17 protein-coding genes and 2 pseudogenes are annotated in these 23,666 nt (G+C 74.2%); 6 read left to right on the top strand and 13 right to left on the bottom strand.

All coding sequences use genetic code 11. The annotated features are described in order from the left end of the window. The first annotated feature begins 106 nt into the window (after positions 1-106). The 4 genes from FH715_RS10585 (at position 107) to FH715_RS10570 (ending at position 4,701) form a co-directional block, all read left to right on the top strand. Complete coding sequence (locus tag FH715_RS10585) at positions 107-985, top strand: carbohydrate ABC transporter permease (protein ID WP_246108684.1); 879 nt, start codon at positions 107-109, stop codon at positions 983-985. Positions 986-987: 2 nt separating this feature from the next. Beyond that, a complete protein-coding gene (locus tag FH715_RS10580; protein ID WP_139643554.1) occupies positions 988-1,911 on the top strand; it encodes a sugar ABC transporter permease in 924 nt (307 codons plus the stop codon). A gap of 73 nt (positions 1,912-1,984) precedes the next feature. After that, positions 1,985-3,670 (top strand): glycoside hydrolase family 13 protein, encoded by a 1,686-nt coding sequence (locus FH715_RS10575; RefSeq protein WP_139643551.1) that lies wholly within the window; start codon positions 1,985-1,987, stop codon positions 3,668-3,670. After that, a complete protein-coding gene (locus FH715_RS10570; protein WP_139643548.1) occupies positions 3,667-4,701 on the top strand; it encodes a LacI family DNA-binding transcriptional regulator in 1,035 nt (344 codons plus the stop codon). The genes FH715_RS10575 and FH715_RS10570 overlap by 4 nt, the downstream gene beginning before the upstream one ends. 24 nt (positions 4,702-4,725) lie before the next feature. On the opposite strand, the gene FH715_RS10565 is transcribed toward FH715_RS10570, so the two are convergent. Continuing rightward, positions 4,726-5,160, bottom strand: coding sequence for a RidA family protein (locus FH715_RS10565; RefSeq protein ID WP_139643546.1), 435 nt, complete (start codon positions 5,158-5,160; stop codon positions 4,726-4,728). A gap of 95 nt (positions 5,161-5,255) precedes the next feature. Between FH715_RS10565 and FH715_RS10560 the strand changes: the two genes are divergently transcribed. Continuing rightward, positions 5,256-6,848: an N-acyl-D-amino-acid deacylase family protein gene (locus tag FH715_RS10560; protein ID WP_139643543.1), complete on the top strand. Its 1,593-nt coding sequence runs from the start codon at positions 5,256-5,258 to the stop codon at positions 6,846-6,848. 34 nt (positions 6,849-6,882) lie between these two features. On the opposite strand, the pseudogene FH715_RS29525 reads toward FH715_RS10560, so the two are convergent. The 9 genes and pseudogenes from FH715_RS29525 to glnII form a co-directional block, all read right to left on the bottom strand. Continuing rightward, positions 6,883-7,311 (bottom strand): annotated as a pseudogene (locus tag FH715_RS29525) (AbfB domain-containing protein); the annotation flags it as partial. Between the two features lie 51 nt (positions 7,312-7,362). Beyond that, positions 7,363-9,684: pseudogene (locus tag FH715_RS10555) on the bottom strand (AbfB domain-containing protein); the annotation flags it as partial. A gap of 460 nt (positions 9,685-10,144) precedes the next feature. Then, entirely contained in the window at positions 10,145-12,106 is a 1,962-nt protein-coding gene (locus FH715_RS10550) for a hypothetical protein (protein ID WP_139643537.1), read from the bottom strand. Between the two features lie 206 nt (positions 12,107-12,312). Then, positions 12,313-12,960: a response regulator transcription factor gene (locus FH715_RS10545; RefSeq protein WP_139643535.1), complete on the bottom strand. Its 648-nt coding sequence runs from the start codon at positions 12,958-12,960 to the stop codon at positions 12,313-12,315. Between the two features lie 242 nt (positions 12,961-13,202). Then, complete coding sequence (locus FH715_RS10540; protein WP_211367536.1) at positions 13,203-14,270, bottom strand: phosphatidylinositol-specific phospholipase C domain-containing protein; 1,068 nt, start codon at positions 14,268-14,270, stop codon at positions 13,203-13,205. A 180-nt stretch (positions 14,271-14,450) separates the two neighbouring features. Continuing rightward, complete coding sequence (locus FH715_RS10535; protein ID WP_139643532.1) at positions 14,451-15,347, bottom strand: aminoglycoside phosphotransferase family protein; 897 nt, start codon at positions 15,345-15,347, stop codon at positions 14,451-14,453. 44 nt (positions 15,348-15,391) lie between these two features. Beyond that, a complete protein-coding gene (locus FH715_RS10530) occupies positions 15,392-17,464 on the bottom strand; it encodes a serine/threonine-protein kinase (RefSeq protein ID WP_139643529.1) in 2,073 nt (690 codons plus the stop codon). A 193-nt stretch (positions 17,465-17,657) separates the two neighbouring features. Further along, the gene (locus FH715_RS10525; protein ID WP_139643526.1) at positions 17,658-18,956 is read right to left on the bottom strand and encodes a sensor histidine kinase; all 1,299 of its coding nucleotides are present in this window, start codon (positions 18,954-18,956) and stop codon (positions 17,658-17,660) included. Positions 18,957-19,138: 182 nt separating this feature from the next. Further along, positions 19,139-20,158, bottom strand: coding sequence for a glutamine synthetase (gene glnII / locus FH715_RS10520; protein WP_139643877.1), 1,020 nt, complete (start codon positions 20,156-20,158; stop codon positions 19,139-19,141). A 283-nt stretch (positions 20,159-20,441) separates the two neighbouring features. Here glnII and FH715_RS10515 point away from each other — a divergent pair, with 283 nt between their 5' ends. Next, positions 20,442-21,332, top strand: a complete 891-nt coding sequence (locus FH715_RS10515; RefSeq protein WP_139643521.1) for a Gfo/Idh/MocA family protein — start codon at positions 20,442-20,444, stop codon at positions 21,330-21,332. A gap of 54 nt (positions 21,333-21,386) precedes the next feature. On the opposite strand, the gene FH715_RS10510 is transcribed toward FH715_RS10515, so the two are convergent. The 3 genes from FH715_RS10510 to FH715_RS10500 form a co-directional block, all read right to left on the bottom strand. Further along, positions 21,387-21,788, bottom strand: a complete 402-nt coding sequence (locus FH715_RS10510) for a DUF2795 domain-containing protein (RefSeq protein ID WP_139643518.1) — start codon at positions 21,786-21,788, stop codon at positions 21,387-21,389. Between the two features lie 314 nt (positions 21,789-22,102). Next, the gene (locus tag FH715_RS10505; protein ID WP_246108665.1) at positions 22,103-22,714 is read right to left on the bottom strand and encodes a TetR/AcrR family transcriptional regulator; all 612 of its coding nucleotides are present in this window, start codon (positions 22,712-22,714) and stop codon (positions 22,103-22,105) included. A 253-nt stretch (positions 22,715-22,967) separates the two neighbouring features. Then, positions 22,968-23,537 carry a hypothetical protein gene (locus FH715_RS10500; RefSeq protein WP_139643512.1) on the bottom strand — a complete coding sequence of 190 codons (570 nt, stop codon included), beginning with the start codon at positions 23,535-23,537 and terminating at the stop codon, positions 22,968-22,970. Positions 23,538-23,666 lie beyond the last annotated feature (129 nt).

The raw sequence follows: 23,666 nt of genomic DNA, 5'->3' as shown, positions 1-23,666 counted from the left end.
CACCGCGCCCCCGACCCCGGCCGACGCCGGGGACGGGCGGCCGGGCCCCCGCCGCACAGGCCGCTCGCTGCGGCAGCGGCTCGCCGACTACTGGTACGCCTGGGCGATGATCACGCCCGTCGTCGCGGTCATCACCGTGATCATCGGCTACCCCCTGGTCCGCGGCGTCTACCTGTCGCTGACCGACGCCGACGAGGCCAACGTCGAGCGCACCATCGGCGTCAACACCATCGAGGCCACCTACGACTTCGTCGGCCTGGAGAACTACCGCGACGTCCTCACCGACGACGTCTTCTGGGACCGGCTCGGCTGGACCGTGCTGTGGACGGTGGCCTGCGTCGGCATCACGTTCCTCGTCGGCCTCGGCCTGGCCAACATGCTCAACCGCGTCTTCCGGGGCCGCACCCTCTACCGGATGGCACTGATCCTGCCCTGGGCCATCCCGGCCTTCGTGTCGATCTTCGCCTGGCGGATGCTCTTCAACGAGCGCAACGGCATCCTCAACGGCGTCCTCGACTCCGGCGGCGTCGAGGGGATCGCCTGGCTCTCCGACCCGACCTGGGCCAAGGTCTCCGTGATCGCGGTCAACGTCTGGCTCGGCGTCCCCTTCATGCTGATCGCCATGCTGGGCGCGCTCCAGTCCATCCCCGCCGAGCAGTACGAGGCGGCCGAGATGGACGGTGCCAACGCCTGGCAGCGCTTCGTCAACATCACGCTGCCCGGGGTGCGTTCGGTCAGCATGACGGTGGTGCTGCTCTCCACCATCTGGACGTTCAACATGTTCCCGGTGATCTTCCTGCTCACCAGGGGAGGCCCGGCCGGCTCCACCGACATCCTGGTCACCGAGGCGTTCCGGCTGGCCTTCGTCAACAGCCCCCGCGACTTCGCCGGCTCGGCGACCTGGGGCGTGCTGATCCTGCTGCTGCTCGTGCTGTTCGCCATCGCCTACCGCAGGGCGCTGCGCCGACAGGGAGAGGTGTGGTGACCATGGCGACCGGAACCACCCGCGTCGACGGGACCGAGCCGCTGCCGGTCCCCGGCCCCACGCGCCCCGGCGCGCCGTCCCCCCGCCGGCGGGTGCGGCGGCGCGGCGAGCGCGGACCGCTGGCCTCGTTCGGGCTCCACCTCACGCTGCTCGCGGCGGCGTTCATCGCGCTCCTCCCGCCGCTGTGGCTGCTGGTGACCTCGTTCAAGCCGAAGAGCGAGACCTTCTCGCTCTCGCTGGTCGCCGACTTCACGCTCGACAACTACGACCACGTCGTCAACGACACCGCGTTCCTGACCTGGTTCGGGAACTCCGTGCTGATCGTGCTGGTCACCACCGTGATCGGCGTGCTGATCTCCTCGACGACCGGCTACGCCCTCAGCCGCTTCCGGTTCCCCGGGATGCGCCCGCTGATGTGGACGCTGCTGATCACCCAGATGTTCCCCATGGCGGTGCTGATCGTGCCGCTGTACAACCTGATGTCGCGCTACGGCCTGCTCAACCAGCCGGTCGCGCTGATCGTCACCTACCTCACCATCGCGGTGCCGTTCTGCGCCTGGATGATGAAGGGCTTCTTCGACACCATCCCCGTCTCCATCGACGAGTCGGGCCGGGTCGACGGGCTCAACCCGTTCGGCACCTTCTGGCGGCTCATCATGCCGCTGGCCAAGCCCGGGCTGGCCGTCACCGGCTTCTACACCTTCGTCACGGCCTGGGCCGAGGTGGCCTACGCGACCGCCTTCATGACCGGCGAGGACAACCTCACCCTCGCCGGCGGCCTCCAGACCTTCGTCAACCAGCACACCCAGGACTGGCACCTGATGACCGCCGCCGCCGTTCTGATCGCCGTGCCGGCGACGCTGGTCTTCGGCTACGCCCAACGACATCTCCAGTCCGGACTGACCGCCGGCGCCACCAAGTCCTGAAAGCAACGGGACCGACCAAGCCCAGCCCCCCACGCCGCCCCTCTCCCGTCTCCCGTCCGAAACCAGGGATGTCATGACCCAGCACCTCGCTGACCGCACCCGGCCGACCAGCGAAGCCGGCGCCCCCCGCCCCGAAGCCGCGCCCTCGGAGGCGCCCCGCCCGCCGGAGTGGTGGCGGGACGCCGTGATCTACCAGGTGTACCCGCGTTCCTTCGCCGACGGAAACGGCGACGGCATGGGCGACCTGGCCGGCGTCAGGGCCCGGCTGCCCTATCTGGCGCAGCTCGGCGTCGACGCCGTCTGGCTCAGCCCGTTCTACGCCTCACCCCAGGCCGACGCCGGCTACGACGTCGCCGACTACCGGGCCATCGACCCCATGTTCGGCGACCTGCACGACGCCGACGCGCTGATCCGCGACGCCCACGACCTGGGCCTGCGCGTCATCGTCGACCTCGTGCCCAACCACTCGTCGGACCGCCACGAGTGGTTCCGCCGCGCGCTGCGCGAGGGCCCCGGCTCACCGCTGCGGGACCGCTACCACTTCCGCCCCGGACGCGGCTCGGACGGCGAACTGCCGCCCAACGACTGGGAGTCCATCTTCGGCGGCCCCGCCTGGACGCGGCTGCCGGAGCCGGACGGCGAGTGGTACCTGCACCTCTTCGCGCCCGAGCAGCCCGACTTCAACTGGGAGAACCGGGCCGTGCGGGACGAGTTCCGCTCCGTGCTGCGGTTCTGGCTCGACATGGGCGTGGACGGCTTCCGCATCGACGTGGCCCACGGCCTGGTGAAGGCCGCCGGGCTGCCCGACATGGGCCACGCCGGCCAGCTGCGGATGCTCGGCACCCAGGTGCTGCCGTTCTTCGACCAGGACGGGGTCCACGAGATCTACCGCGCCTGGCGGCAGATCCTCGACGAGTACCCGGGCCACCGGATCGGCGTGGCCGAGGCGTGGACGCCGCACGAGAGCAGGACCGCGCTGTACGTGCGCCCCGACGAGCTGCACCAGGCGTTCAACTTCCACTACCTCAACACCCGGTGGAACGCCGCCGAGCTGCGGCGGGTCATCGACTCCTCGCTCGACTCGATGCGCCCGGTCGGCGCGCCGACGACCTGGGTGCTCTCCAACCACGACGTGGTCCGCCACCGCACCCGGCTCGGCGGCGGCCTGGCGCGGGCGCGGGCGGCGACGCTGCTGATGCTGGGCCTGCCCGGCTCCGCCTACGTCTACCAGGGCGAGGAGCTGGGCCTCCCGGAGGTCACCGACCTGCCGGACGAGGTGCGCCAGGACCCGGCGTTCTTCCGGCGCGGCAGCGGCGGCGACGGGCAGGAGGGGCAGGACGGGCTGCGCGACGGCTGCCGGGTGCCGATGCCGTGGACCAGGGAAGGCGAGTCGTTCGGCTTCGGCGGCGCGGCCGGCTGGCTGCCGCAGCCGGCCGGCTGGGGCGAGCTGTCCGTCGCCGCGCAGAGCGGTGACCCCGACTCCACGCTGGAGCTGTACCGCGCGGCGCTCGCGACGCGCCGGGAGCAGCCGGCGCTGGGCGCGGGCGACGGCGTGGAGTGGCTGCCGGCGGAGGAGGGCGTGCTGGCGTTCCGCCGCACCGACGCCGAGGGCCGCGCGGTCCTCGTGGTGGCCAACACCACCGAGGCGCCGGTCGCGTTGCCCGGCGCGTGCGCCGGCGCGCGGCTGCTGCTCGCGAGCGGGCCCTGCCGGGCGGAAGGGCCGCTGCCGGCGGACACCACCGCCTGGTGGCGGGAGTGAGCCAGCGGGGACCCGCCCTTCCCCAGCCGGCCAGGCTCGCCGACATCGCGCAGCAGGCCCGCGTCAGCGAGGCCACCGTCAGCCGGGTGCTCAACGGCAAGTCAGGCGTGGCGGCGGCCACCAGGCAGCGGGTGCTGGCCGCGCTGGACATCCTTGGCTACGAGCGTCCGGTGCGGCTGCGGCAACGCAGCGCGGGGCTGGTCGGGCTGGTCATCCCGGAGTTGACCAACCCGATCTTCCCCGCGTTCGCCCAGGTCATCGAGCAGGCGCTGGCCGGCTACGGCTACACGCCCGTGCTGTGCACCCAGACGCCGGGCGGCGCCACCGAGGACGAGCTGGTGGAGCAGCTCGTGGAGCGCGGCGTCACCGGCATCGTCTTCATGTCGGGGCTGCACGCCGACACCTCGGCCGACCCCGCCCGCTACACCAGGCTGGCGGGCAGGGGCGTGCCGTTCGTGCTGATCAACGGCTTCAACGAGCGGATCGGCGCCCCGTTCGTCTCGCCCGACGACGCGGCGGCCAGCCGGATGGCGGTGGCGCACCTGCGCCAGCTGGGGCACCGCAGGATCGGTCTGGCCGTCGGCCCCGACCGGTTCGTCCCGGTGCGGCGCAAGGTCAGCGGGTTCGAGGCGGCCGTCGCCGAGGACGGCGCGCGGCCGGTGGAGGGCGTGGTGCGCCACACCCTCTTCAGCGTGGAGGGCGGGCAGGCCGCCACCGCCGCGCTGCTGGACGCCGGCTGCACCGGGCTGGTCTGCGGCAGCGACATGATGGCGCTGGGCGCGGTCCGCGCGGTGCGGCAGCGCGGGCTGACCGTGCCGGGCGACGTGTCGGTGATCGGCTTCGACGACTCGCAGCTGATCGCGTTCACCGACCCGCCGCTGACCACGGTGCGCCAGCCCGTCGCCGCCATGGCCAGCGCCGCCGTCCACGCCCTGCTGGAGGAGGTCCAGGGGAACCCGGTGCGGCACACCGAGTTCGTCTTCCAACCCGAGCTGGTGGTGCGCGGCTCGACGGCGGCGGCGCCCGGCTGACGCCCCGTCAGTGCGTCGCCGCGCTCAGACGGCGGCCAGCGCGTCGATCTCCACCAGCATCTCGGGGCGCGGGAGTTCGACGAAGACGGTGGTGCGGCAGGGCAGCACCCCGCTGGGGCAGTGCGCGCGGACGAAGGCGCCGTACGCCTCGTTCATCGCGGCGAAGTCCTCCCGGCGGGTGAGGTAGACGCGGAACATCAGCACGTCCTCCACGCCCGCGCCGCCCGCCGCGAGGACCGCGCGCACGTTCTCCAAGGTGCGCGCGGTCTGGGCGTGGACGTCGCCCTCGTGCACGTAGGCACCGGTCGCCGGGTCCTGCGGGCCCTGGCCCGAGACCTGGAGCAGCGGGCCCTTCCGCAGGCCCTGCGAGAAGTTCCACGCCGGCGCCGGCGCGTCCTCGGTGCGCACCGCCGTCTTCGCCGTGCCGGTCGCGGGGTGCTGCTCGGGGGTCTCGGACATCGCGTCGCCTTCCGCAGGGGTGGGTGCCGGCGGCAGGGTAGACCACGCGGACCCGCCGGTGGAACGGCGGGGCGGCCCGAGCAGAGGAGCGGACGATGGCGGAGCTGCTGATCAGGGGCGCGCTGGTGGTGGACGGCAGCGGCCGGACGCCGGAACGGGCCGACGTCGCCGTGGACGGCGGCCGGATCACGGCGGTCGGCGGCGCGGGGCTGACCGGCCGGAGGGTGCTGGACGCCGACGGGTTGGCGCTCGCCCCCGGCTTCGTCGACATGCACGCCCACTCGGACCTGTCCCTGCTCACGGAGCCGGCGCACACCGCCAAGGTCGCGCAGGGCGTGACCTGCGAGGTGCTGGGGCAGGACGGCCTGTCCTACGCGCCGGTCGACGACACCACGCTGCCGCAGGTGCGGCAGGCCGTCGCCGGCTGGAACGGCGACCCGCCCGGCCTCGACTTCGACTGGCGCGACGTGGCCGGCTATCTGGACCGGCTGGACCGGGGCGTCGCGGTCAACGCCTGCTATCTCGTGCCGCACGGCTCGGTGCGGATGATGGCCATGGGCTGGGCGGCCAGACCCGCGACCGAAGCCGAGCTGGACGCCCAACGCGCCCTGCTCGCCGAGGGGCTGCGGCAGGGCGCCGTGGGCCTGTCGGCCGGGCTGACCTACGCGCCCGGGATGTACGCGCCGACGGACGAGCTGGTCGCGCTCTGCCGGGTCGTCGCCGCGCACGGCGGGTTCTTCGCCCCGCACCACCGCTCCTACGGCGCGGGCGCGTTGGACGCCTACGCCGAGATGGTCGACGTGGCGCGCCGCTCGGGCTGCCCGCTGCACCTGGCGCACGCCACCCTCAACTTCTCCGTCAACGCCGGGCGCGCGGGCGAGCTGCTGGCGCTGCTGGCCGCGGCCGAGCGGGACGGCGTCGACCTGACGCTGGACAGCTACCCCTATCTGCCGGGCTCCACGACGCTGGCCGCGCTGCTGCCCAGCTGGGCGGCCGAGGGCGGTCCCGAAGCGACGCTGGCGCGGCTGCGCGACCCGGCGGCCCTGGCCCGGATGCGCCACGACCTGGAGGTGGTCGGCTCCGACGGCTGCCACGGGGTGCCCGTGGAGTGGGAGACGATCCGGATCGCCGGCTCCCGCGACCGCTCCGCGCTCGGCGCCACCGTCGCCGAGCTGGCGGCCCGGGGCGGCCGGGAGCCGTTCGAGGTGTGTGTCGCGCTGCTGCTCGGCGACGCGCTCTCCACCGCCATCCTCCAGCTGGTCGGCAACGAGGAGAACGTCCGCGCGCTGATGCGGCACCCGGCGCACACCGGCGGCAGCGACGGGCTGCTGGCGACGGCCCGGCCGCACCCGCGCGGCCACGGCACCTTCCCGCGCTATCTGGGGCGCTATGTGCGGGAGTTGGGGGTGCTGGGGCTGGCCGAGTGCGTGGCGCACCTGGCCGGCACCCCGGCGCGGCGGCTTGGGCTGGCCGACCGGGGCCTGGTGCGGGTCGGCTACCGCGCCGACCTGGTGCTCTTCGACCCGGACACGGTCGCCGACAACGCCACCTTCGACGAGCCCAGGCTGCCGCCGAGCGGCATCCCGTTCACGCTGGTCGGCGGCGTCCCGGTGATCGACGACGGCCGCCCCACCGGCGCCCTGCCGGGGCGCGCCCTGCGCCGCCGCCCGGACGGCACCGTCGGCTGAACCGGCGGCGCCGCCCGTGCGCTTCCGCGCGTTCCTACGGGGCCAGCGCCGGCAGCACCCGCCAGCTCACGTCCGCCGCGTAGGACTCGGGCCGGTCGTAGGCGTGCGGGCCGCCGTCGACCGCGGCCCACACCTCCTCGGCGTAGTGCCTGACGTTGGCGTCGAGTTCGTTGACCGAGGCGAGCCGCACGCTGCCGCCCTCCGCGCCCGGCTGGGCGCAGAAGGTGGCGTCCCGGTCGAACAGCTCGCTGCCGTCGTCGGCGTCCAGCCGCACCCGGAACGAGGAGTGGCGCAGATAGCTGCCCGGCTCGTTCGCCGCCTCCAGCGAGTAGCAGGACGAGTCGGCCAGGCCGCGGCGCACCACGAACGTGGCGTCCTCCCGGTCGGGCGACCCGCTGCCGGCGCCGATCACGTCGGTCCTGGCCAGCGACTCGCTGTGCCGCAGCACCCGGTCGGTGTAGCCGTCCGTGGTGACGCCGAGCGTGATCCGCTCGTCCACGGGCAGCTCGGCGCCGCTGCGCCACAGCGGGAGGGTGACGGCCCAGGTGGCGTCGGCGGCGAAGGACTCGGGGGTGTCCCACGGCCGGTCGCCGCCCTCCCGCGCCAGATGGACGCCCTCCGCGAAGTGGCGTAGGAACGAGCCGGGTTCGTCGAAGGACTCCAGCGATCCGCCGCCGCCCCCGAGCCCCGCCGTGGCGCAGAACGTGGCGGCACCGGCCAGGTCGCCCTCCGACTCCTCGCCCAGCAGCACCCGCCCCTCGCCGTCGTGGCGCAGATAGTGGCCCGGCCTGCCGCTCGCCTCGAACGAGACGCACTCCTCGTCGGCGAGCCCGGGCCGGCCGAGGAAGACCGCGTCCCGCCGGTCCTCGTCGGGGGAGTCCTCGTCGATCGCGTCGGTGCGCGCCACCCCGTCCGCGTGCCGCAGGAAGCGGTCGTCGAAGCCGTCCGTCGTGACCCGCAGCGAGACCGGCTCGCCGGTGCGCACCTCGGTGCCGGCGGCCTGCGCCAGCACGCTCTCGTTGACCGCGCGCACCCGCTCGGCGTCGACCTTCAGCACCTGGCGGTCATACGTCCACAGGCCGTTGACCTCGTTCTCCAGGTCGTAGGGCTCGGTGTAGACCGAACCCGACAGGCCCCTTGAGTGGACGAACCGCGCGACCTCCTCGGTGAGGGTGACGTAGCGGGTGGTCAACGACGCCTCGTCCGGGTACAGCTCGCCGTAGGCGAAGCCGGCGCCCGGCTCCCACTCGTGGCCCTCGACGGCCCGGCCCAGGCCCCCGTACTCGCCGAGCACCGCGATCCGGTTCCCGTCCGGCGGCCGGGTGCCGGGCGACATCTGGTACGCGTGGTCGTCGATCACGTCGCCGTTGCCCGGATCGGGGTCCGACAGGCAGCAGTTGGAGCCCGAGTTGTGGTTGATCGGCCGGGTGTCGTCCAGCTCCCGCACCCGTTCCACGATCCGCCCCGCGTCGTACTCGCCCCAGCCCTCGTTGAACGGGACCCACTGCACGATGGAGGTGATGCCCCGCAGGTTCTCGACCATCCGGTCCAGCTCGGCCTCGTAGTGGGCCTTGCCCTCGGCGCTCGGCTCGTCGACGGTGTCGGGCGAGGGCATGTCCTGCCAGACCATCAGGCCCAGCCGGTCCGCGTGGTAGAACCAGCGCGCCGGCTCCACCTTGATGTGCTTGCGGACCATGTTGAAGCCCAGCTCCTTCTGCCGCTCCAGGTCCCAGGCCAGCGCCTCGTCCGTGGGCGCCGTGTACAGCCCGTCCGGCCAGTAGCCCTGGTCGAGGGTGCCGAGCTGGAAGACGAACTCCCCGTTGAGCAGCGGGCGCATCACCCCGCCGACCTCGGCCATGCCCAGCGAGCGCATCCCGAAGTAGCCGCCGACGCTGTCCCCGGACGCCTGCCCGTCCGGCCCGGTGAGCGTGACCCGCAGGTCGTAGAGGAACGGGTCGTCGGGCGACCACAGCCGCGCGTCGGGCACCGGCACCGACAGCGTGCCGCCGACCTCGCCGGTGGCGCTGCCCACCACCGTCTGCCCGTCGAGCACCTCGGCCCGCACCCCGTGCCCCTCGGCGCCCTCCGCCCGCACCACCAGGTCCAGCGCGCCGCCCGGCACGTCGGGCGTGGTGTCCAGGTGGGTGATGTGCGCGGCCCGCACCGGCTCCAGCCACACGGTCTGCCAGATGCCGGAGTTGGCGGTGTAGAAGATGCCGTCCGGCTCCAGTCGCTGCTTGCCGATCGGGAAGTCGCCGGCGTCCACGGGCGAGTGGGCGCCCACCACGATCTCGTTCCCGCCCGGCACCAGCGCGTCGGTGACGTCGAAGGAGAACGGGTCGAAGCCGCCGGTGTGCCGGCCGACCTCCGTGCCGTTGACCCAGACCCTGGCCTCCCAGGTGACGGCGCCGAAGTTCAGCTTGACCCGGTCGCCCGCCCACTCCTCGGGGACGGTGAAGTCGCGCCGGTAGAACATGGTGTCCTCGTGGCGCTGGACGCCGGAGAGCGCCGACTCGATCGGGTAGGGCACCAGCACCGCCTCGTCGAGCGTCTCGCCGACGGGCGGGGCGTCGAGGTCCTCGGCCCCGGTGAACTCCCAGACGCCGTTGAGGTTCAGCCAGTCCGGGCGGGTCAGCTGCGGGCGCGGGTACTCCGGCAGCGCGTTGTCCGGGCCGACCTGGTCGGTCCACGGGGTGGTCAGCGGGGGGTCCTTGGGCTCCCAGACGGGCGCGCCGGACGCCGAGGGCGCCAGCGCGACCGCCAACGAGACGGGCAGCAGAAGCGCGAGCAGCGCTCCCACGAGCCGTCTGGCGGCTCTGGTCACAGACAGGGGCATGGGTGAACTCCTGTGTGGGATGCGGACGGGGGGAGCGGCCGAGCCCGGACCCCGGGGGTCTCCCGAGGGCTTCCCGTGCTCGACTCCTTCGTGAACGGAGGCGACCGAGGCGACAGAGTCACACAGAATCGCTAGCGCTTCCCGTGGTCCCACACCGGAGAAGCGGGGACGAGAGCCGGACAGGACCGGGGAAACGCCCCAGAAGGTAACGGAGGATCGCGTTCCTGCCTAGCCAACGCGTTTGAATCCGTTGGTAGTTGAGCGCATCACCGGACGTGAGGCCCCGTCAACCCCCGGTGCCCGGACGGCTTTCCAGGGCAGCGAACGGCCCCGACCGGGCGGGCGCGTGAGGCCGTGAAGGCCCTCCGCCCGGTCGGGGCTCCGCGGGCAACGTAGCAGCCCGCAAGTACTTGCGAAAGAGTTTGCGAAGCGGCCCGGCGATCCGGACCGCCGCCCCGCCTCAGTCGCCCAGCATCGCCAGCTCGCCCCCGTCCTTCAACGTCGCCGTCAGCCGCGCCTGCGCCCCCTCCTCGGCCGGCAGCGCCAACGTCCGCCCCTCGCCCCTGCCGGTGACCCCGCCCCCGGCCGCGATCCCCTCGACCTCCTCGCTGCCGGCCGCCAGCAGATACCAGCCGGCGTCCGGCGCACGCCACAACACCCCGCTCACCACGCCCGGAAGCCGCTCCCCGCACGACGCCGTGTCCTGCGCCGACGCCGTCACCACCGCCGGCTCCTCCTCCCCGCGCGACGGGTCGAGGAAGTGTGTCCACGCCCGCACGCCCGTCCCACGCCAGGTCTCCGCCCGCCCGCACACCCACCGCGCCGTGCCGCCGTCACCCGGCAGCGACTGCTCGGCGAACTCCCACGCGTTCACCGCGCGCACCCCGCCACCGCCGATCGACGGCAGATGGCACGCCAACGGCGCCCACGCCTCCCGCGTCGTGCTCAACGACCCGCCGTCGCCCGCCACCCCCGGCGCGCCGTGCGTCAGCCGCGCCGGCGTCAACTCGCCCAGATCCGCCAGCAGCAGCGGTCCCTCGGCGCCGTCCGCCGTCAGCTGGAGCGCCGACACCTCCGTGCACGCGTCTTCCTCCGCCGGCGTGTGCACCGGGCCCGTCACCCCGTCCTCGTCCACCGGCAGCTCGGCCGCGGCCGTCCTCGGCTGGAGCAGGTCCGCCGCCGCGGCCTCCGTCACCCAGGGCGCCGTCAGGTACCGCGTGTCGCCGTCGCCGCGCTGCACCACCACCGCCGAGGAGTCCGCCAACCCCGCGCCGTCGGTCCGCGCCAGATCCAGCGCCACCTCGCCGTCCCTGGCACCCGTCGGCTCCGCATAGCGCACCAGCCGCAGCCCGTCGTGCAGCAGCACCACCGACACCCCGCCGACCTCGCCCGCGAAGAGCAGCTGCGCCGGCCCGGGTGGCGGCCCCGACTGGGTGCCGGGCGTCGCCGACACCTTCACGTCGTCCCCCGGCCTGGCCCACACCGCCAACGCCCGCCGCAGCAGGCCGGTGTCGTCCAGCGCCGAACCGCGCGCCGGCCACACCGAGAAGTCCGTGCGCGACCCGTGCCGCCAGGCGTCGGCCGACGCCTGGCGCAGCCCCTCCGGGGCCAGCGCCGCCCGCGCCGCCGCGTTCTCGCTGTACGGCGGCGCCGCGGCGCCGTCCGCGCCCCAACCGGCGGGCAGCACCGTCAGACCCCCCGCCACCAGCGCCACCGCCACCGCGCCGAGCAGCGCCGCCCGGCCGCGCCGCCGTCGGCGCAACAGGTCGGTGGGGCGCGCCTGGAGCGCGCACGGGTCGATCAGCGGCGCCTCGCTCTCCACCGAGTCGGCCGCCGCCATCGCCGACTCGATCCGCTGCTCTCGCTCCCCGGCACCGGCCAGCAGCAGCCGGATCTCGGCCGGACTCAACCCGTCGATCCTGCGCAGCGCGTACGCCGCGCGCGCCGCCGGCGAGAGCACCCCGAGCCGCTGGTCGAGGGCCACCTCGTCCGGCTCGCCCGCCTTGGGGAAGAGCCGCAGCCCCCACACCCGAGGCAGCGCGGGAGGCGGCTTCGGCAGCCACCCCATCTCGCGCCCCGCCCACCGCGCCGGCCGCCCCGCCGCCAACGCGGCGCGCACCACCCGCAGCCGCAGCAGCGCGTACCCCGCGTCGGTCGCCGGGGGAGGGGCGGCGGAGCCGCCGCGCTGCGCCGGCAGCACCGGCGGCGCCTCCTCAGCCGAACGGCCGCGCGGCAGCGCGCGTTGCGCCAGGGCGTGCGCGTCGAGCACGCGCCGGTGGCGCCCCAGGGAGGCGGGCAGGATCAGGTACCCGAGCCTGACCAGCCGGGGATAGTGCTCGACCAGCGCCGCCTCGGCCTGGTCGATGGCCAGCGGGGGAGCGGGCCGCCGGGTGTCGCTGGGGGAGATGTCACTGGATGGCACAACCGCAGAACGAGCCGTCGACCCGACGGTTACGGAGCGCCGCGCTTCCCCGGCGCACGCCTCATGCGCCCCGCGCGGAACGGGGAACGCGCGCCGGCGCACACGCCCCTCCGGCCGCCAGCGGTGCTCCGGCGGTCAGCGCTGCTCCGGCAGTCAGGGCTGCTCCGGCGGTCAGGGCTGCTCCGCCGCCAACGCCCCTCCGGCGGTCAGCGTTCCAGATAGGCGAGGACCGCGAGCACCCGACGGTTGTCGTCGTCGGACGGCGGAAGCCCCAGCTTCGCGAAGATGTTGGAGGTGTGCTTGGCCACCGCGCGCTCGGTCACCACCAGCCGCTCCGCGATCGCCGCGTTGGAACGCCCCTGCGCCATCAGCTCGATCACCTCGATCTCGCGCGGGGTCAGCTTCTCCAGCGGAGAGCCCTGGCTGCTGCGCTGCGCCAGCAGCTGCTGGATCACCTGCGGGTCCATCGCCGTGCCGCCGCTGGCCACCCGCCGCACGGCGTCGATGAACTGGTCCGCGTCGAACACCCGGTCCTTCAGCAGATAGCCGACGCCGCCGTTCCCGTCCGCCAGCAGCTCCCGCGCGTACAGCTGCTCCACGTGCTGGGAGAGCACCAGCACCGGCAGCCCCGGCTGCTCGGCGCGCGCCTGGAGCGCGCACTGCAACCCCTCGTCCGTGAACGACGGCGGCAGCCGCACGTCCACCACCGCCACATCCGGCTTCAACTCGGCGAGCGCCCGCGTGAGTTCGGGACCGTTGTCCACGGCGGCGGCCAGCTCGAAGCCGTGCGCCTCCAGCAGGCGGACCAGACCGTCCCTGAGCAGAAACAGGTCTTCGGCGACAACAACCCGCACGGAACTCTCCGTCTCCAGGCGTCTCGAAGACCTCCTGCGACGTCTTCGGACCGCCCCTGTGCTGAACGTTCCCCCGACCCGGTCGGCGGGGCCCAACCCGGGGCGTCACGCTCCGCCGCGCCCGGGGCGCCCCTAGCCTATGCCGTCCCGGCCCCACCCGTGCCCCGCCAGGTCCGGGAGACGCGGGCGGGGCCGGGACGGAGCCGGGAGCCGGCGGGCACCGAGCCGGGAGCGGGCCCGGATCAGTGCGGAACGACCGTGGACAGCACCGACGGCAGCCCCGTCCAGTCGGAACTGGCCACCGTCGCGCCGCCGGCCGCCAGCTCGTTCACACGCGCCAGGGCCTCCTCCTCGGTCGGGTCGGTCGCCGAGATCGGCGGGGCCACGTTGTGCGCGTCGGTCATCACCAGCAGATAGCCGCGCTCGTTGTACCAGCCGGTGTCCACCGACTCCAGGTAGGTCGGGGCGCTCCCGTCGAAGACCACGAACCAGGGCCGCAGCGACTCCTCGTAGCGCCCCACCCTCGGATCCCCGGCCTCGGCACCCAGCACCGCGGGGAAGGCGACCGCCCGGTCCAGCTCGCCGGAGGCCGACAGGTCCCGCAGGTGCCGGCCGTACTCCTCGTCGGTCCACAGCTCGTCGAACGGATTGCCCTGCTCGACGGTCCCCGGTATCAGATGGATGAGAAACCTCCCCGCCAGCTCGTCCCTGCCCGGCCAGCCGTCCGCCGCGACGGCCTCGTCCAACGACGCGTGGCCCGCGGCCAGTTCGCCCGGCCGGTACACCGCGTCGCCCAGGGTCTCCTCCACCAGCGCGTCGAACGCGGCGGGGCCGCGCCCCAGGTTGTCGGCGAAGCCGTCCTTCAGCTCGAACTTCAACTGGATCGGCCGGTGGCCCGGGTTCGCGTCGTGCCACGTCCGCAGGTCGGTCAGGCAGGCCGCGAGCCCCTGGTCCCGTTCCCCGGAGCGCAGCCCGTCCGGGCTGGTCGCGCCGACGCAGTTGTTCTGGTTGGTGAACGGGCTGTCGTGCCCGACCCGCCAACCGGAGCCGAAGAAGTTGGTCCAGACGTCCAGTTCGAGCATTCCCGCCCCGGAGTCCAGGGCGTCGGCGAGATAGGGGAACGCGCTCTGGAGGTAGGCGTTGTGCACGCCGACCGAGGTGCTGGCCGCGTACCCCGCGTCGGCCGCCGCACCCGGCTCGGCCGCCCGCACCCCGCTGCCGGCCATCACCAGCACACAGGCGCCACCGACGGCCACCACGCCGCCGAACCCGCGCCTGCCGTGCGTCTTCCGGTCCCTGGACCTGGTCATCCGCGCCACCTTCACTGTGGGGAGGGGAAGTTACGACGTGTCACGCGCCGGGAGACGCGTGCGACACGGCGTCAGCGTAGGGCAGTTGTCATGCCCGCGCGATGATGGCGAGGCGAACGCGGGGGACACGGCGCCTGTCGTCCACGGTGCGAAGCCCACCCGCGCCCCGGGCTCCTGCGGCTACCGCGCGCCGCTCGCCCGCTCACCGAGGATCCGGCCGACGACCCGCCTGCCCTCCGCGAGCTCGGCCCCGCCGGCCGGCAGCGCCCTGGCACAGGTCGTCAACGCCTTCCACAGCGCCCACCCGCGCCCCCGCTCCCAGGCCGCCGGATCCACGCCCATCCGGTCACGGAACGCCCGCCGGCTGCCGGGCGTCAGCAGCGTCCAGGCGATGGCCAGATCGCAGGCGGGATCGCCGACACCGCAGGTGCCGAAGTCGATGACGGCGGCGAGGACACCGTTCGCCACCAGCAGGTTCCCCGGCGCGACATCGCCGTGGAACCACACGGGACGCCCGTCCCACGGCGCGCGCAGCGCCGACCGCCAGACCTCCCACGCGCGCTCCACCGGGACCTGCCGGGCCAGCGTTCCGAGAGCCTCGCGGACCTGCCCGTCGTAGGTCGTCAACGGCCCGCCGCGGAACCAGTTGTGCTGCCCGGGCGCCGGCCCGCCCGCCGGGTCCACCGCGCGCAGGGCGACGAGGAACCGCGCGAGAGACGTCCCGAACTCCGTGAGATCCGCGATGTTCTCCCGGCGCGCGGGCGCACCGTCGAGCCACGGGTGGACCGACCACGGGTGGGGATACCCCTCACCCGGGACGCCCCTGGCCAGCGGCACCGGAACGGGCAGCGGCAGCCGCGGCGCCAGGACCGGCAGCCACCGCTGTTCCTTGTCGATCGCCTCCGCGTAGGGCGCCGCGCTCGGCAGCCGCACCGACAGCCGGCTCCCCAGCCGGAACGTCCGGTTGTCCCACCCCTCCTCGGCCACCGGCCGGACCGGGAGCCCGGCCCAGCGGGGGAACTGCGCGGCGACCAGGCGGCTCACCAACGGCGCGTCGACGGGAAGACGCGTGGGCACGGGAGCGACGCCGTGGCTCGGGGGCAGCTCGCCGCCTGGTCCGGTCAACCGCCGCCGCCGTTCACCGAGGGCTCGTCGAGCGCGGCGGCCTGGATGCCGCGGTGGTCGAGGATGCTGGCGTACGTCCCGTCCTCGAACAGCGACTCCAGGGCCGCGGCGACCGCGTCGCGCAACCGGTCCTGCCCCGCGGGGACGGCGATACCGCGGAACCCCTGGTGGCGCGGGTCGAGGCCGGTGTCCAGCCCGTACTCGCCGTGGGCGTTGCCGAACGACGCCGCCTGCGAGTACAGCAGCACCGCGGCGTCCGCCTCGCCGGCGTCGACCGCCTCCGCCATGGCGGTCAGCTCCGTGAGGCCGATCACCCGCGGCTCCTCGTCGCAGCCGGCGGTGAGGTCCCGCACCGTGGCGAGGTTGTCCTCGTCGTCCCAGGTGGTCAACGACCGTCCGCACCACTCCTCGGGCGCGCCCGACAGCATCCGCCGCTCGTCGGTGAGGACCCCGGGGCCGTCGGCGAAGTGGTTGACGAAGTCCACGCCCAGCCGTTCACGGTTGTCCGGCCGGTCCACGTAGGCGGACATCGCGAGCTGGCCGGGATACGTCGCGCTCTCCCGCACCGCGGACTCCGCCGCCGCCTCGCCGTCCTCGGCCTGCTCGAACGTGACGGCCACGCCCAGCCGTTCGCCGAGCTCCTCGGCCAGGTCCACCTCGAAGCCGGAGGGCCGCCCGTTGTCCGTGTAGAGCACCGGCTGGTGGCTCTCGGCCACCCACACCGTGAGCACGCCGGCCTCCCGTACCGCGTCCGGCAGCAGCTCGGCCAGCGGCGCCCCGTCGTCGGCACCCGCGCCGCCCGCGCCCCCGCCGTCGTCCTCGTTCCCGGCGCTGCCCGCGTTCCCCCCGCCGTCCTCGTCGGCCGTGCCCGAGCCGCTCCCGTTCTCCGCGCCACGGGCCTCGCCGCCGCCCCCGTCGTCGTCGCCCGAGGTGGCCAGCAGCGTCACCGGAACGGCCACCGCCAGCACCACCGCGGCGGCCACCCCGGCGAGCACCGCGCCGCGCCGCCGCCCGCGCGGGAGGGCCGTCGGCGCGTCGGGCGCGGCGCCGCCGGGCGGTAGCGGCGTAGGCGTCGGCGGATGGGCCGGCGGCGGTGGCGTCGCCCCGGCCGCCGCCACCGGAGTCTCGATCTCCAGCAGCGCCGCCGCGTCCTGCCCCAGCCGCGCCGTCAACGACGCGGGCAACCAGAAGCCCTCGCCGGAACGCGCGCTCCCCACCGCCTCGATCTCGTCCAACGACGGCCGCTCCGCCGCGTCCCGCCGTAGACAGCGCTCCACCAGCGCCCGCAACTCGCCCCGCAACGGCCCGTCCTCGGGGCCCAGGTGCGGCTCCTCGTGCATCACCCGGTAGAGCACCGTGTGGGTCGGCGCCCCGTCCCAGCCGAACGCGTGCCGCCCGGTCGCCGCGTACGCCAGCACCGCGCCCAGCGCGAACACGTCCGCCGCGCCGGTCAGCCGCTCGCTCCTGATCTGCTCCGGCGGCATGTAGCCGGGCGACCCCACCATCGCACCGGTGCGCGTCACCACACTGCTGCCCCCGAGCCCGGCGTCCACCGCGCGGGCGATACCGAAGTCGATGACCTTCGGGCCCTCCAACGTCACCATCACGTTCGACGGCTTCAGATCGCGGTGCACCAGCCCGTGGCCGTGGATGTCCCGCAACGCCAGCGCCAGACCGAACGCCAACGCCCACACCGACGTCTCGGGCAGCGGCCCGTGCAGCCGCTCCACCACGTTCCCCAGCGGCGGGCCCGCCACATAGCCGGTCGCCACCCACGGCACGGCCGACTCGGTGTCGCAGTCCAGGACCGGCGCCGTCCACAGCCCGCCGACGCGCCGTGAAGCCTCCACCTCGGCCCGGAACCGCCGCCTGAACTCCGGCTCCGACGCCAGGTCCCCGCGCACCACCTTCACCGCGGCCATCCGGCCACCGGCCGAACGCCCCAGGTAGACCCGGCCCATACCGCCCGCGCCCAGCCGCCCCAGCAGCCGGTAGGGACCCACGGACGTCGGGTCCTCCGCGCCCAGGGGCTCGGGACCGAACGCCCCACCCGGCCGCTGCTCCACCACGCCGCCTCCTCGAAGCGTCGCCCGCACCCGCCCGTACGGCGGGCGCCACGATCGTAACGGCCAGGCGCCGCCCGGCGGCGGCGCTCCGCGGGAGGCCGAGCCCCGCGGCGCGACGCCAACGGGCCGGGCCCGCCGGGGAATTCGGCCGGAAACCGCCCTCCCCACGCGCGCCCGGCCCGTCGGACCCCCGCCGTTACTCCGCCCCGACCTGCCCCAACCGCGTCAGGTTGCACGGGATCTCGATGGTGACCAGCGTCGGCCCGCCCTCCGGGCTGCTCACGGCCAGCACCCCGTCGAACGCGCCCAGCCGCCGCTCCAGCCCGCGCAGCCCGCTGCCGCCCTCCAACGACGCGCCGCCCCTGCCGTTGTCGGTGATCGCGATCCGCAGGCTGCGGTCCTTGCGGTTGTAGTAGATGTCCAGCCAGATGCGTTCCGCCCCCGAATGCTTGGCCGCGTTGGTCAACACCTCACTGACCGCGAAGTACGCCGCCGCCTCCACCGGCTCCTCCAGCCGGCCTGGCAGCTCCACGTCGACCTCGACCGGCACCTGCATCCGCAGCGCCAACGCCCGCGCCGCGTCGCCCAGGCCCCGCTCGGCCAGCACCGGCGGATGGATACCCCGCACCAGGTCCCGCAGCTCCGTCAACGCCTCGGCCGAGTTCGCCCGCGCCTGCGCCAGCAGCTGCTTCGCCTGGTCCGGGTCCTTCTCGATCAGCGCCTCGACCGCGCCCAGACTCATGCCCATCGCGACCAGCCTGGCCTGCGCCCCGTCGTGCAGGTCCCGTTCGATGCGCCGCAGCTCGGCCGCCGAGTCGTCCACCGCGTCGTGCCGGGTCTCCTGGAGCCGCGCGACCCGCTGCGCCAGCAACTGCTTCTCCGGCGCACCGATCAGCACCCGGGTGAAGTGGAAGTGCACCTCGACCAGACGCGTGTTGTACCGCAGCCCGCCCAGCAGGAACGCCAGCCCGCAGGCCCCCGCGACCAGCGACGACAGAAAGCCGCTCACCGGCACGAACGCCCACCAGTAGGTGCCGATCGCGTCCACGATCGGGACCCACACCCCCGACGCCAGCACGATGCCCCACAGCCCGTAGGACAGCAGCCCGAACGGCAACACCGCCAGCAGGAAGCCGACCACCGCGTCCGGCAGCAGCCACAGCACGTCCCGCCACGTCGCCGAGTCCTTCAACAGCTGGATCGCACGGTCCACCTGGCCGGCGAGCCCACCGCGCGGATCGTGCGGCAGCTGCCGGTACGCCACCGGGATGTCGATCCCGTACCAGCGGCTGGCGTACGCGCGCCGCAGGTTGGCGTGGGCCCGGATCGCCACCACCAGCCAGGGGATGGCCAGCAGCCCCAGGCCGAGCGGAATCAGCGCCAGGGACACCACGAAGAGGATGAACAACGTCAGCGACACGCCGATCGACAGCAACGTCAGCAGCAGCCCCTGGGCCGCAGCCAGCAGGCCGCCCCGCGCCTGTTCCCGTTTCATGTCCTCGTCGACCCTCTCGCTCGCTCGCCCTGTGGCCACAAGTCTCGCCTGCCGAAAGGGGGAGCGTAACGGGGGGAGACCCCGAACGCCCGGTGGTGTTGAGTACACCAGGCCGTTACCGCTGGCCGGCGCGGGTGTCCTCGCCGCGCCGGCCACCGGTCGCGGACGCCGGGGCGGCGGGCTCAGACGTGACCGGCGCGCTCCAACTCCGCGCAGCAGGTCTCCACCAGCAGCCGGGTCACCACGTAGGGGTCGCAGTTGGCGTTCGGACGACGGTCCTCGATGTACCCCTTCTTGTCGCGCTCCACCTGCCAGGGGATGCGCACCGAGGCACCGCGGTCGGAGACCCCGTAGCTGTACGCGTCCCACGGCGCCGTCTCGTGCGCCCCGGTCAGCCGGTCCTCGACACCGGTGCCGTAGTTCCGCACATGGTGCAGCGGCTTGCCCTCCGCGCCCAGCGCGTCGCAGGCCGTGACGATCGCGTCATAGCCCTCGCGCATCGCACGCGTCGAGAAGTTCGTGTGCGCCCCCGCGCCGTTCCAGTCGCCCTTGGCCGGCTTGGGGTCGAGCGTCGCCGACACCCCGAAGTCCTCGGCGGTCCTGTACAGCAGCCAACGGGCCACCCACAGCTGGTCGGCGACCTCCAGCGGGGAGAGCGGCCCCACCTGGAACTCCCACTGCCCCGGCATCACCTCGGCGTTGATCCCGGAGATCCCCAGGCCCGCCCGCAGACAGTTCTCCAGGTGCGCCTCGACGATCTCCCGGCCGTGGATCTCGTCCGCGCCGACACCGCAGTAGTAGCCGCCCTGCGGCGCGGGAAACCCGTTCTCGGGGAAGCCCAGCGGGCGCGAGCCCTGGAAGAACGTGTACTCCTGCTCGATGCCGAAGAGCGGCTCCTGGCCCCCGAACCGCTCGGCCACCGGCCGCAGCAGCGCCCGGGTGTTGGAGGAGTGCGCGGTGTCGTCCGTTTCGAGGACCTCGCACAGCACCAGCAGGTTCTCGCCGCCCCTGATCGGGTCGGGGAAGCTGGCGACCGGCTGGAGCACCCGGTCGGAGGCGTGGCCCTCCGCCTGGTTGGTGCTGGAACCGTCGAAGCCCCACACCGGGGGCTCCGCGCCGTCCGCCAGGATCTTGGTCTTGGAACGCAGCTTGGCGGTCGGTTCCGTGCCGTCGATCCAGATGTACTCGGCCTTGTAGCTCACGGTCATGACTCCTCGGGGGCGTCTCGGGGGCAACGCGGGTGCGCGCGGGCACGCGTTCACCGGCGCGCCACCGCGCGCACGCGCCGGCGCGCGGCGGGATACGCCCGTCGCGGAACGTTGGCCACAGCCTCGCCAGCGGCGATTGCCCTTCCGTTGCCCGGCCGTTAAGCGGCTGTGAACCACCGGCCGCCGTCCCCGGCCCGGTAACGAGATCGCCGGCGCCCCACACCGCACTAAGGTGTGGGCGCACGACGAGAAGGCGAGCGAGGGAGAGGCGTCGACGATGAGGATCGGCCTGCTCGGTACCGGCCCCTGGGCCGCCGACACCCACGGCCCCGGCCTGGCGGAACACCCGGGCGTGCGGCTGGTCGGCGTCTGGGGACGCAGGCCCGAGGCGGTCGCCGCGCTGGCGCACACCCTCCGCACCCGCCCCTACGACACCCCGGACGCCCTCTTCGCCGACTGCGACGCGGTGGCCTTCGCGCTGCCGCCCGATGTCCAGGCGCCGCTCGCGGTGCGCGCCGCGGAGGCCGGCTGCCACCTGCTGCTGGAGAAGCCGATCGCCACCACCGTCGCCGGCGCCCGCGCGATCGCCGACGCCGTGGCCGCGCGCCGACGCGCCTCCGTGGTCTTCTGCACGCTCCGTTTCGCGCCGGAGACCGCGGCCTGGGTCGAGGCCCAGTGCGGCACCGACAACTGGCTGACCGGCAGCGCCGAATGGTTCTCCCCGGTCTTCGCCGGCTCCGACTCCCCCTACCGGCACTCCACCTGGCGGCGCGAACGCGGCGCGCTGTGGGACATCGGACCGCACGCGCTGTCCGTGCTGCTGCCCCCGTTGGGCGACGTCACCGACCTCGGGGCGATCCGCGCCATCCGGGGCCCCGGCGACACGGTCCACGCCGCGCTCCGCCACACCTCGGGAGCCTCCAGCACCTTCACCGTCAGCATGTCCATGCCGGCACAGGCCGCCGGAGTCTCCGCCGAGCTGCGCGGCGCGGCCGGCGTCTCCAACCTGCCCGAACGCGCCGCCGGCGGCCCCGTCCGCCCCTACCGGCGCGCCGTCGACGCACTCACCGAGGCCGCCGCCGGCGGCCGGTCCCACCCCTGCGACGTGCGCTTCGGCCTGCGCGTCACCGAGATCCTCGCCGCGGTCGAGGCCGCGCTCGACGCCTGACGGCACGCGCCCCCGCGCCCGCGCGACGGCGGACACGGGGGCGCGCGCTGGCGCTCAGGTGCGCGGATGGTGGCCGAGCGCGACCGCCACCTCCTGCACGTTCCGGTAGGCGTGCTCCTCGGGCAGCTCGGCGCGGACCGTCTCGATCAACGGCTCGGGCGCGTGGTTCTCGTCCAGCGCCGCGAGCACCCCCGGACGCTCCGCCGGGAAGTCCGTCCGTCGCAGATAGCGCGCCAGCTCGAAGCGGAACGCCTCGTCGTCCCGCTCGCCGGGGTCGCCCCCCGCGCCCGGCCGCACCGGGCCGCCGGCCAGCGGCGGATCGTCGTCGGCCGCCGGCTCCGGGTCGTGCCACTCCTCGGCCCTCGACGGCCGCTCGCCGCGCAACATGCCCTGAAGCTCATGCTTCATCTCGTCGTCGCGACGCGGGCTGTACTGGTCGCTCCCACGCTGCTGCATGGCTTCCTCCTCACCACGTCGGGGAACGCCCCGGGTACCCGCCGGCGCGCGCCCCACACGACGCGCCGGCGTGCGCGCGGCCATGCCGAGCGCGCCGGCACGGCCGCCCGTCGGGGGAGTGGTTTGCCGCCGAGGGGGCGGGGAACTCGTCGGATCCGGGTCGGTGAGCGGCCTGGGCAAGGGAACATCGCAAAGGCTTCGGAACGGGGAAATCAGGGGCCCCACCCGAGGCGTGCTCGCGCCCACCCACACCGCCACCGGTCCGCCCCACCCGCCGGCGTGCGCGCCCCGTTCACCCGCACCGCGCCCCCGGTTCACGCGCCTCGTTGTCCGCCGGCCGCCGCGCCCAGCAGCGAGTGCCAGGCCGAGTCGATCACGGTCTCCTCGTCATCGGCGGCCTCCGGCAGCACCGCCGGTATGGCGCGGGCGAGTTGCGCCCGCCCCAGCTGGTCGCAGTACGCGTGCAGCGCCCGGCTCCTCGCCTCCTCGCGCGGCAGCGCCAACTCCGTCTCCAGCAGCGCCGCGAGCGCCTCCAGCCGCCGCGTTATCACCCGTTCCAACGTCGCCGCCACGCGTGGCTGCCCGGCCTCGGCGAGCAGCGCCAGCTCCGTCGGGTCCCGATGGGCCAGGCCGGTCATGGTGCGCAGCAACTCACGCCCGCGCGCGGCCGGATCGTCCTCACCGGCGGCCACGGCCTCGGTCAACTCCTCGGTCGAGCGTGCCTCCCAGCCGGCGAGCGCCGCGTCGATCAGGGCGTCACGGTTGGCGAAGTGCCAGTAGAAACTGCCCTTGGTCGCGCCGAGCCGCGCGGCCAAGGGCTCGATGGCGATGGCACTGAGGCTTCCCTCGTCCCGCAGCGCGTCGAGCGCCGCCTCCGCCCAGTCCGCTGCCGTCAAACGGCGTCGGGCTACCCGTCGTTGTGGCATGGGAGAAAGGTAACGTAAAGTTAAAACCATGCGGAGGCGTATGGTGATATGTCCCGTAAAGTGATGCGCTTCGCCCCGACCGTCGCCCCCGCCCACTCCCGTTGACTCGCGTCACGGTGCTCTCGTCACGGCGGGCTCCACCCCCGCGACGTCACCCTTTCGCCCCTCGCGCCTCGGGCCGATCCCTCGCCGGCTCCCCGCCGGTCACACGGCCGAAGGTCCCTCCGGCCGCGCCCCGTTCCCGCCGCTACCGCTACTTGTCCGACTTCTCCAGCGCGCTGCCCTCCAGCCCGCCCGCCGTGGAGGGCGCGGGGCCCTCGGTGCGCACCCGCTCCACCTCGTGCAGCGACTCGCGCAGATCGGCCAGCCAGGCGTCGGAGTGCCGTTCCACCAACCGCACACACCAGGCCAGCGCGTCGCTCCTGCTGCGCGCCACGCCCCCCGCGATCAGGGTGTCGAGCACCAGCCGCTCGGGCTGCTTCAGCCGGGTCATCACCGGCGCGGAGATGTGGGTGAACATCTCCTGGCTGTGGCCGCAGCGCGCCCCCCACGAGAGCTGCCGCCGAAAACGGATCTGCGCCTCCCGCGCCACCTCGACCCGCTGCGCCCTGGTGCGCTCGCGGAACTCGGTGATGCGCCCCTCGCAAGCCGCCTCGAACTCCGTGAGCGACGCCTCCGCGGGGAGGTCCGGCTCCGGTATCCGCCCGATGACCGTGATCTCCTCGCGGTCGGCGGAAACCTCCACCAGCTCGGTGAACCAGGACTCCGGCAGTCGGCCGACAAACCAGCCGTGCAGCTCCTGCCGCCCCTTGTCTGTAATCATGTAATCAATATTACGCGTGCGGGTTACCCGTCGGTCCAGTGCCCCGCGTTACGGAACGGTCGCAACATGCCGGACGCCGCCCAGGAGTTGGGAGAAAACGGTCGAAGGTCGAACGCCGTCGGCGCGCGA

The sequence above is a fragment of the Streptomyces sedi genome, assembly GCF_006335015.1.
GTDB lineage: Bacteria > Actinomycetota > Actinomycetes > Streptomycetales > Streptomycetaceae > Streptomyces > Streptomyces sedi.
This window is presented reverse-complemented; position numbering and strand designations above follow the sequence as displayed.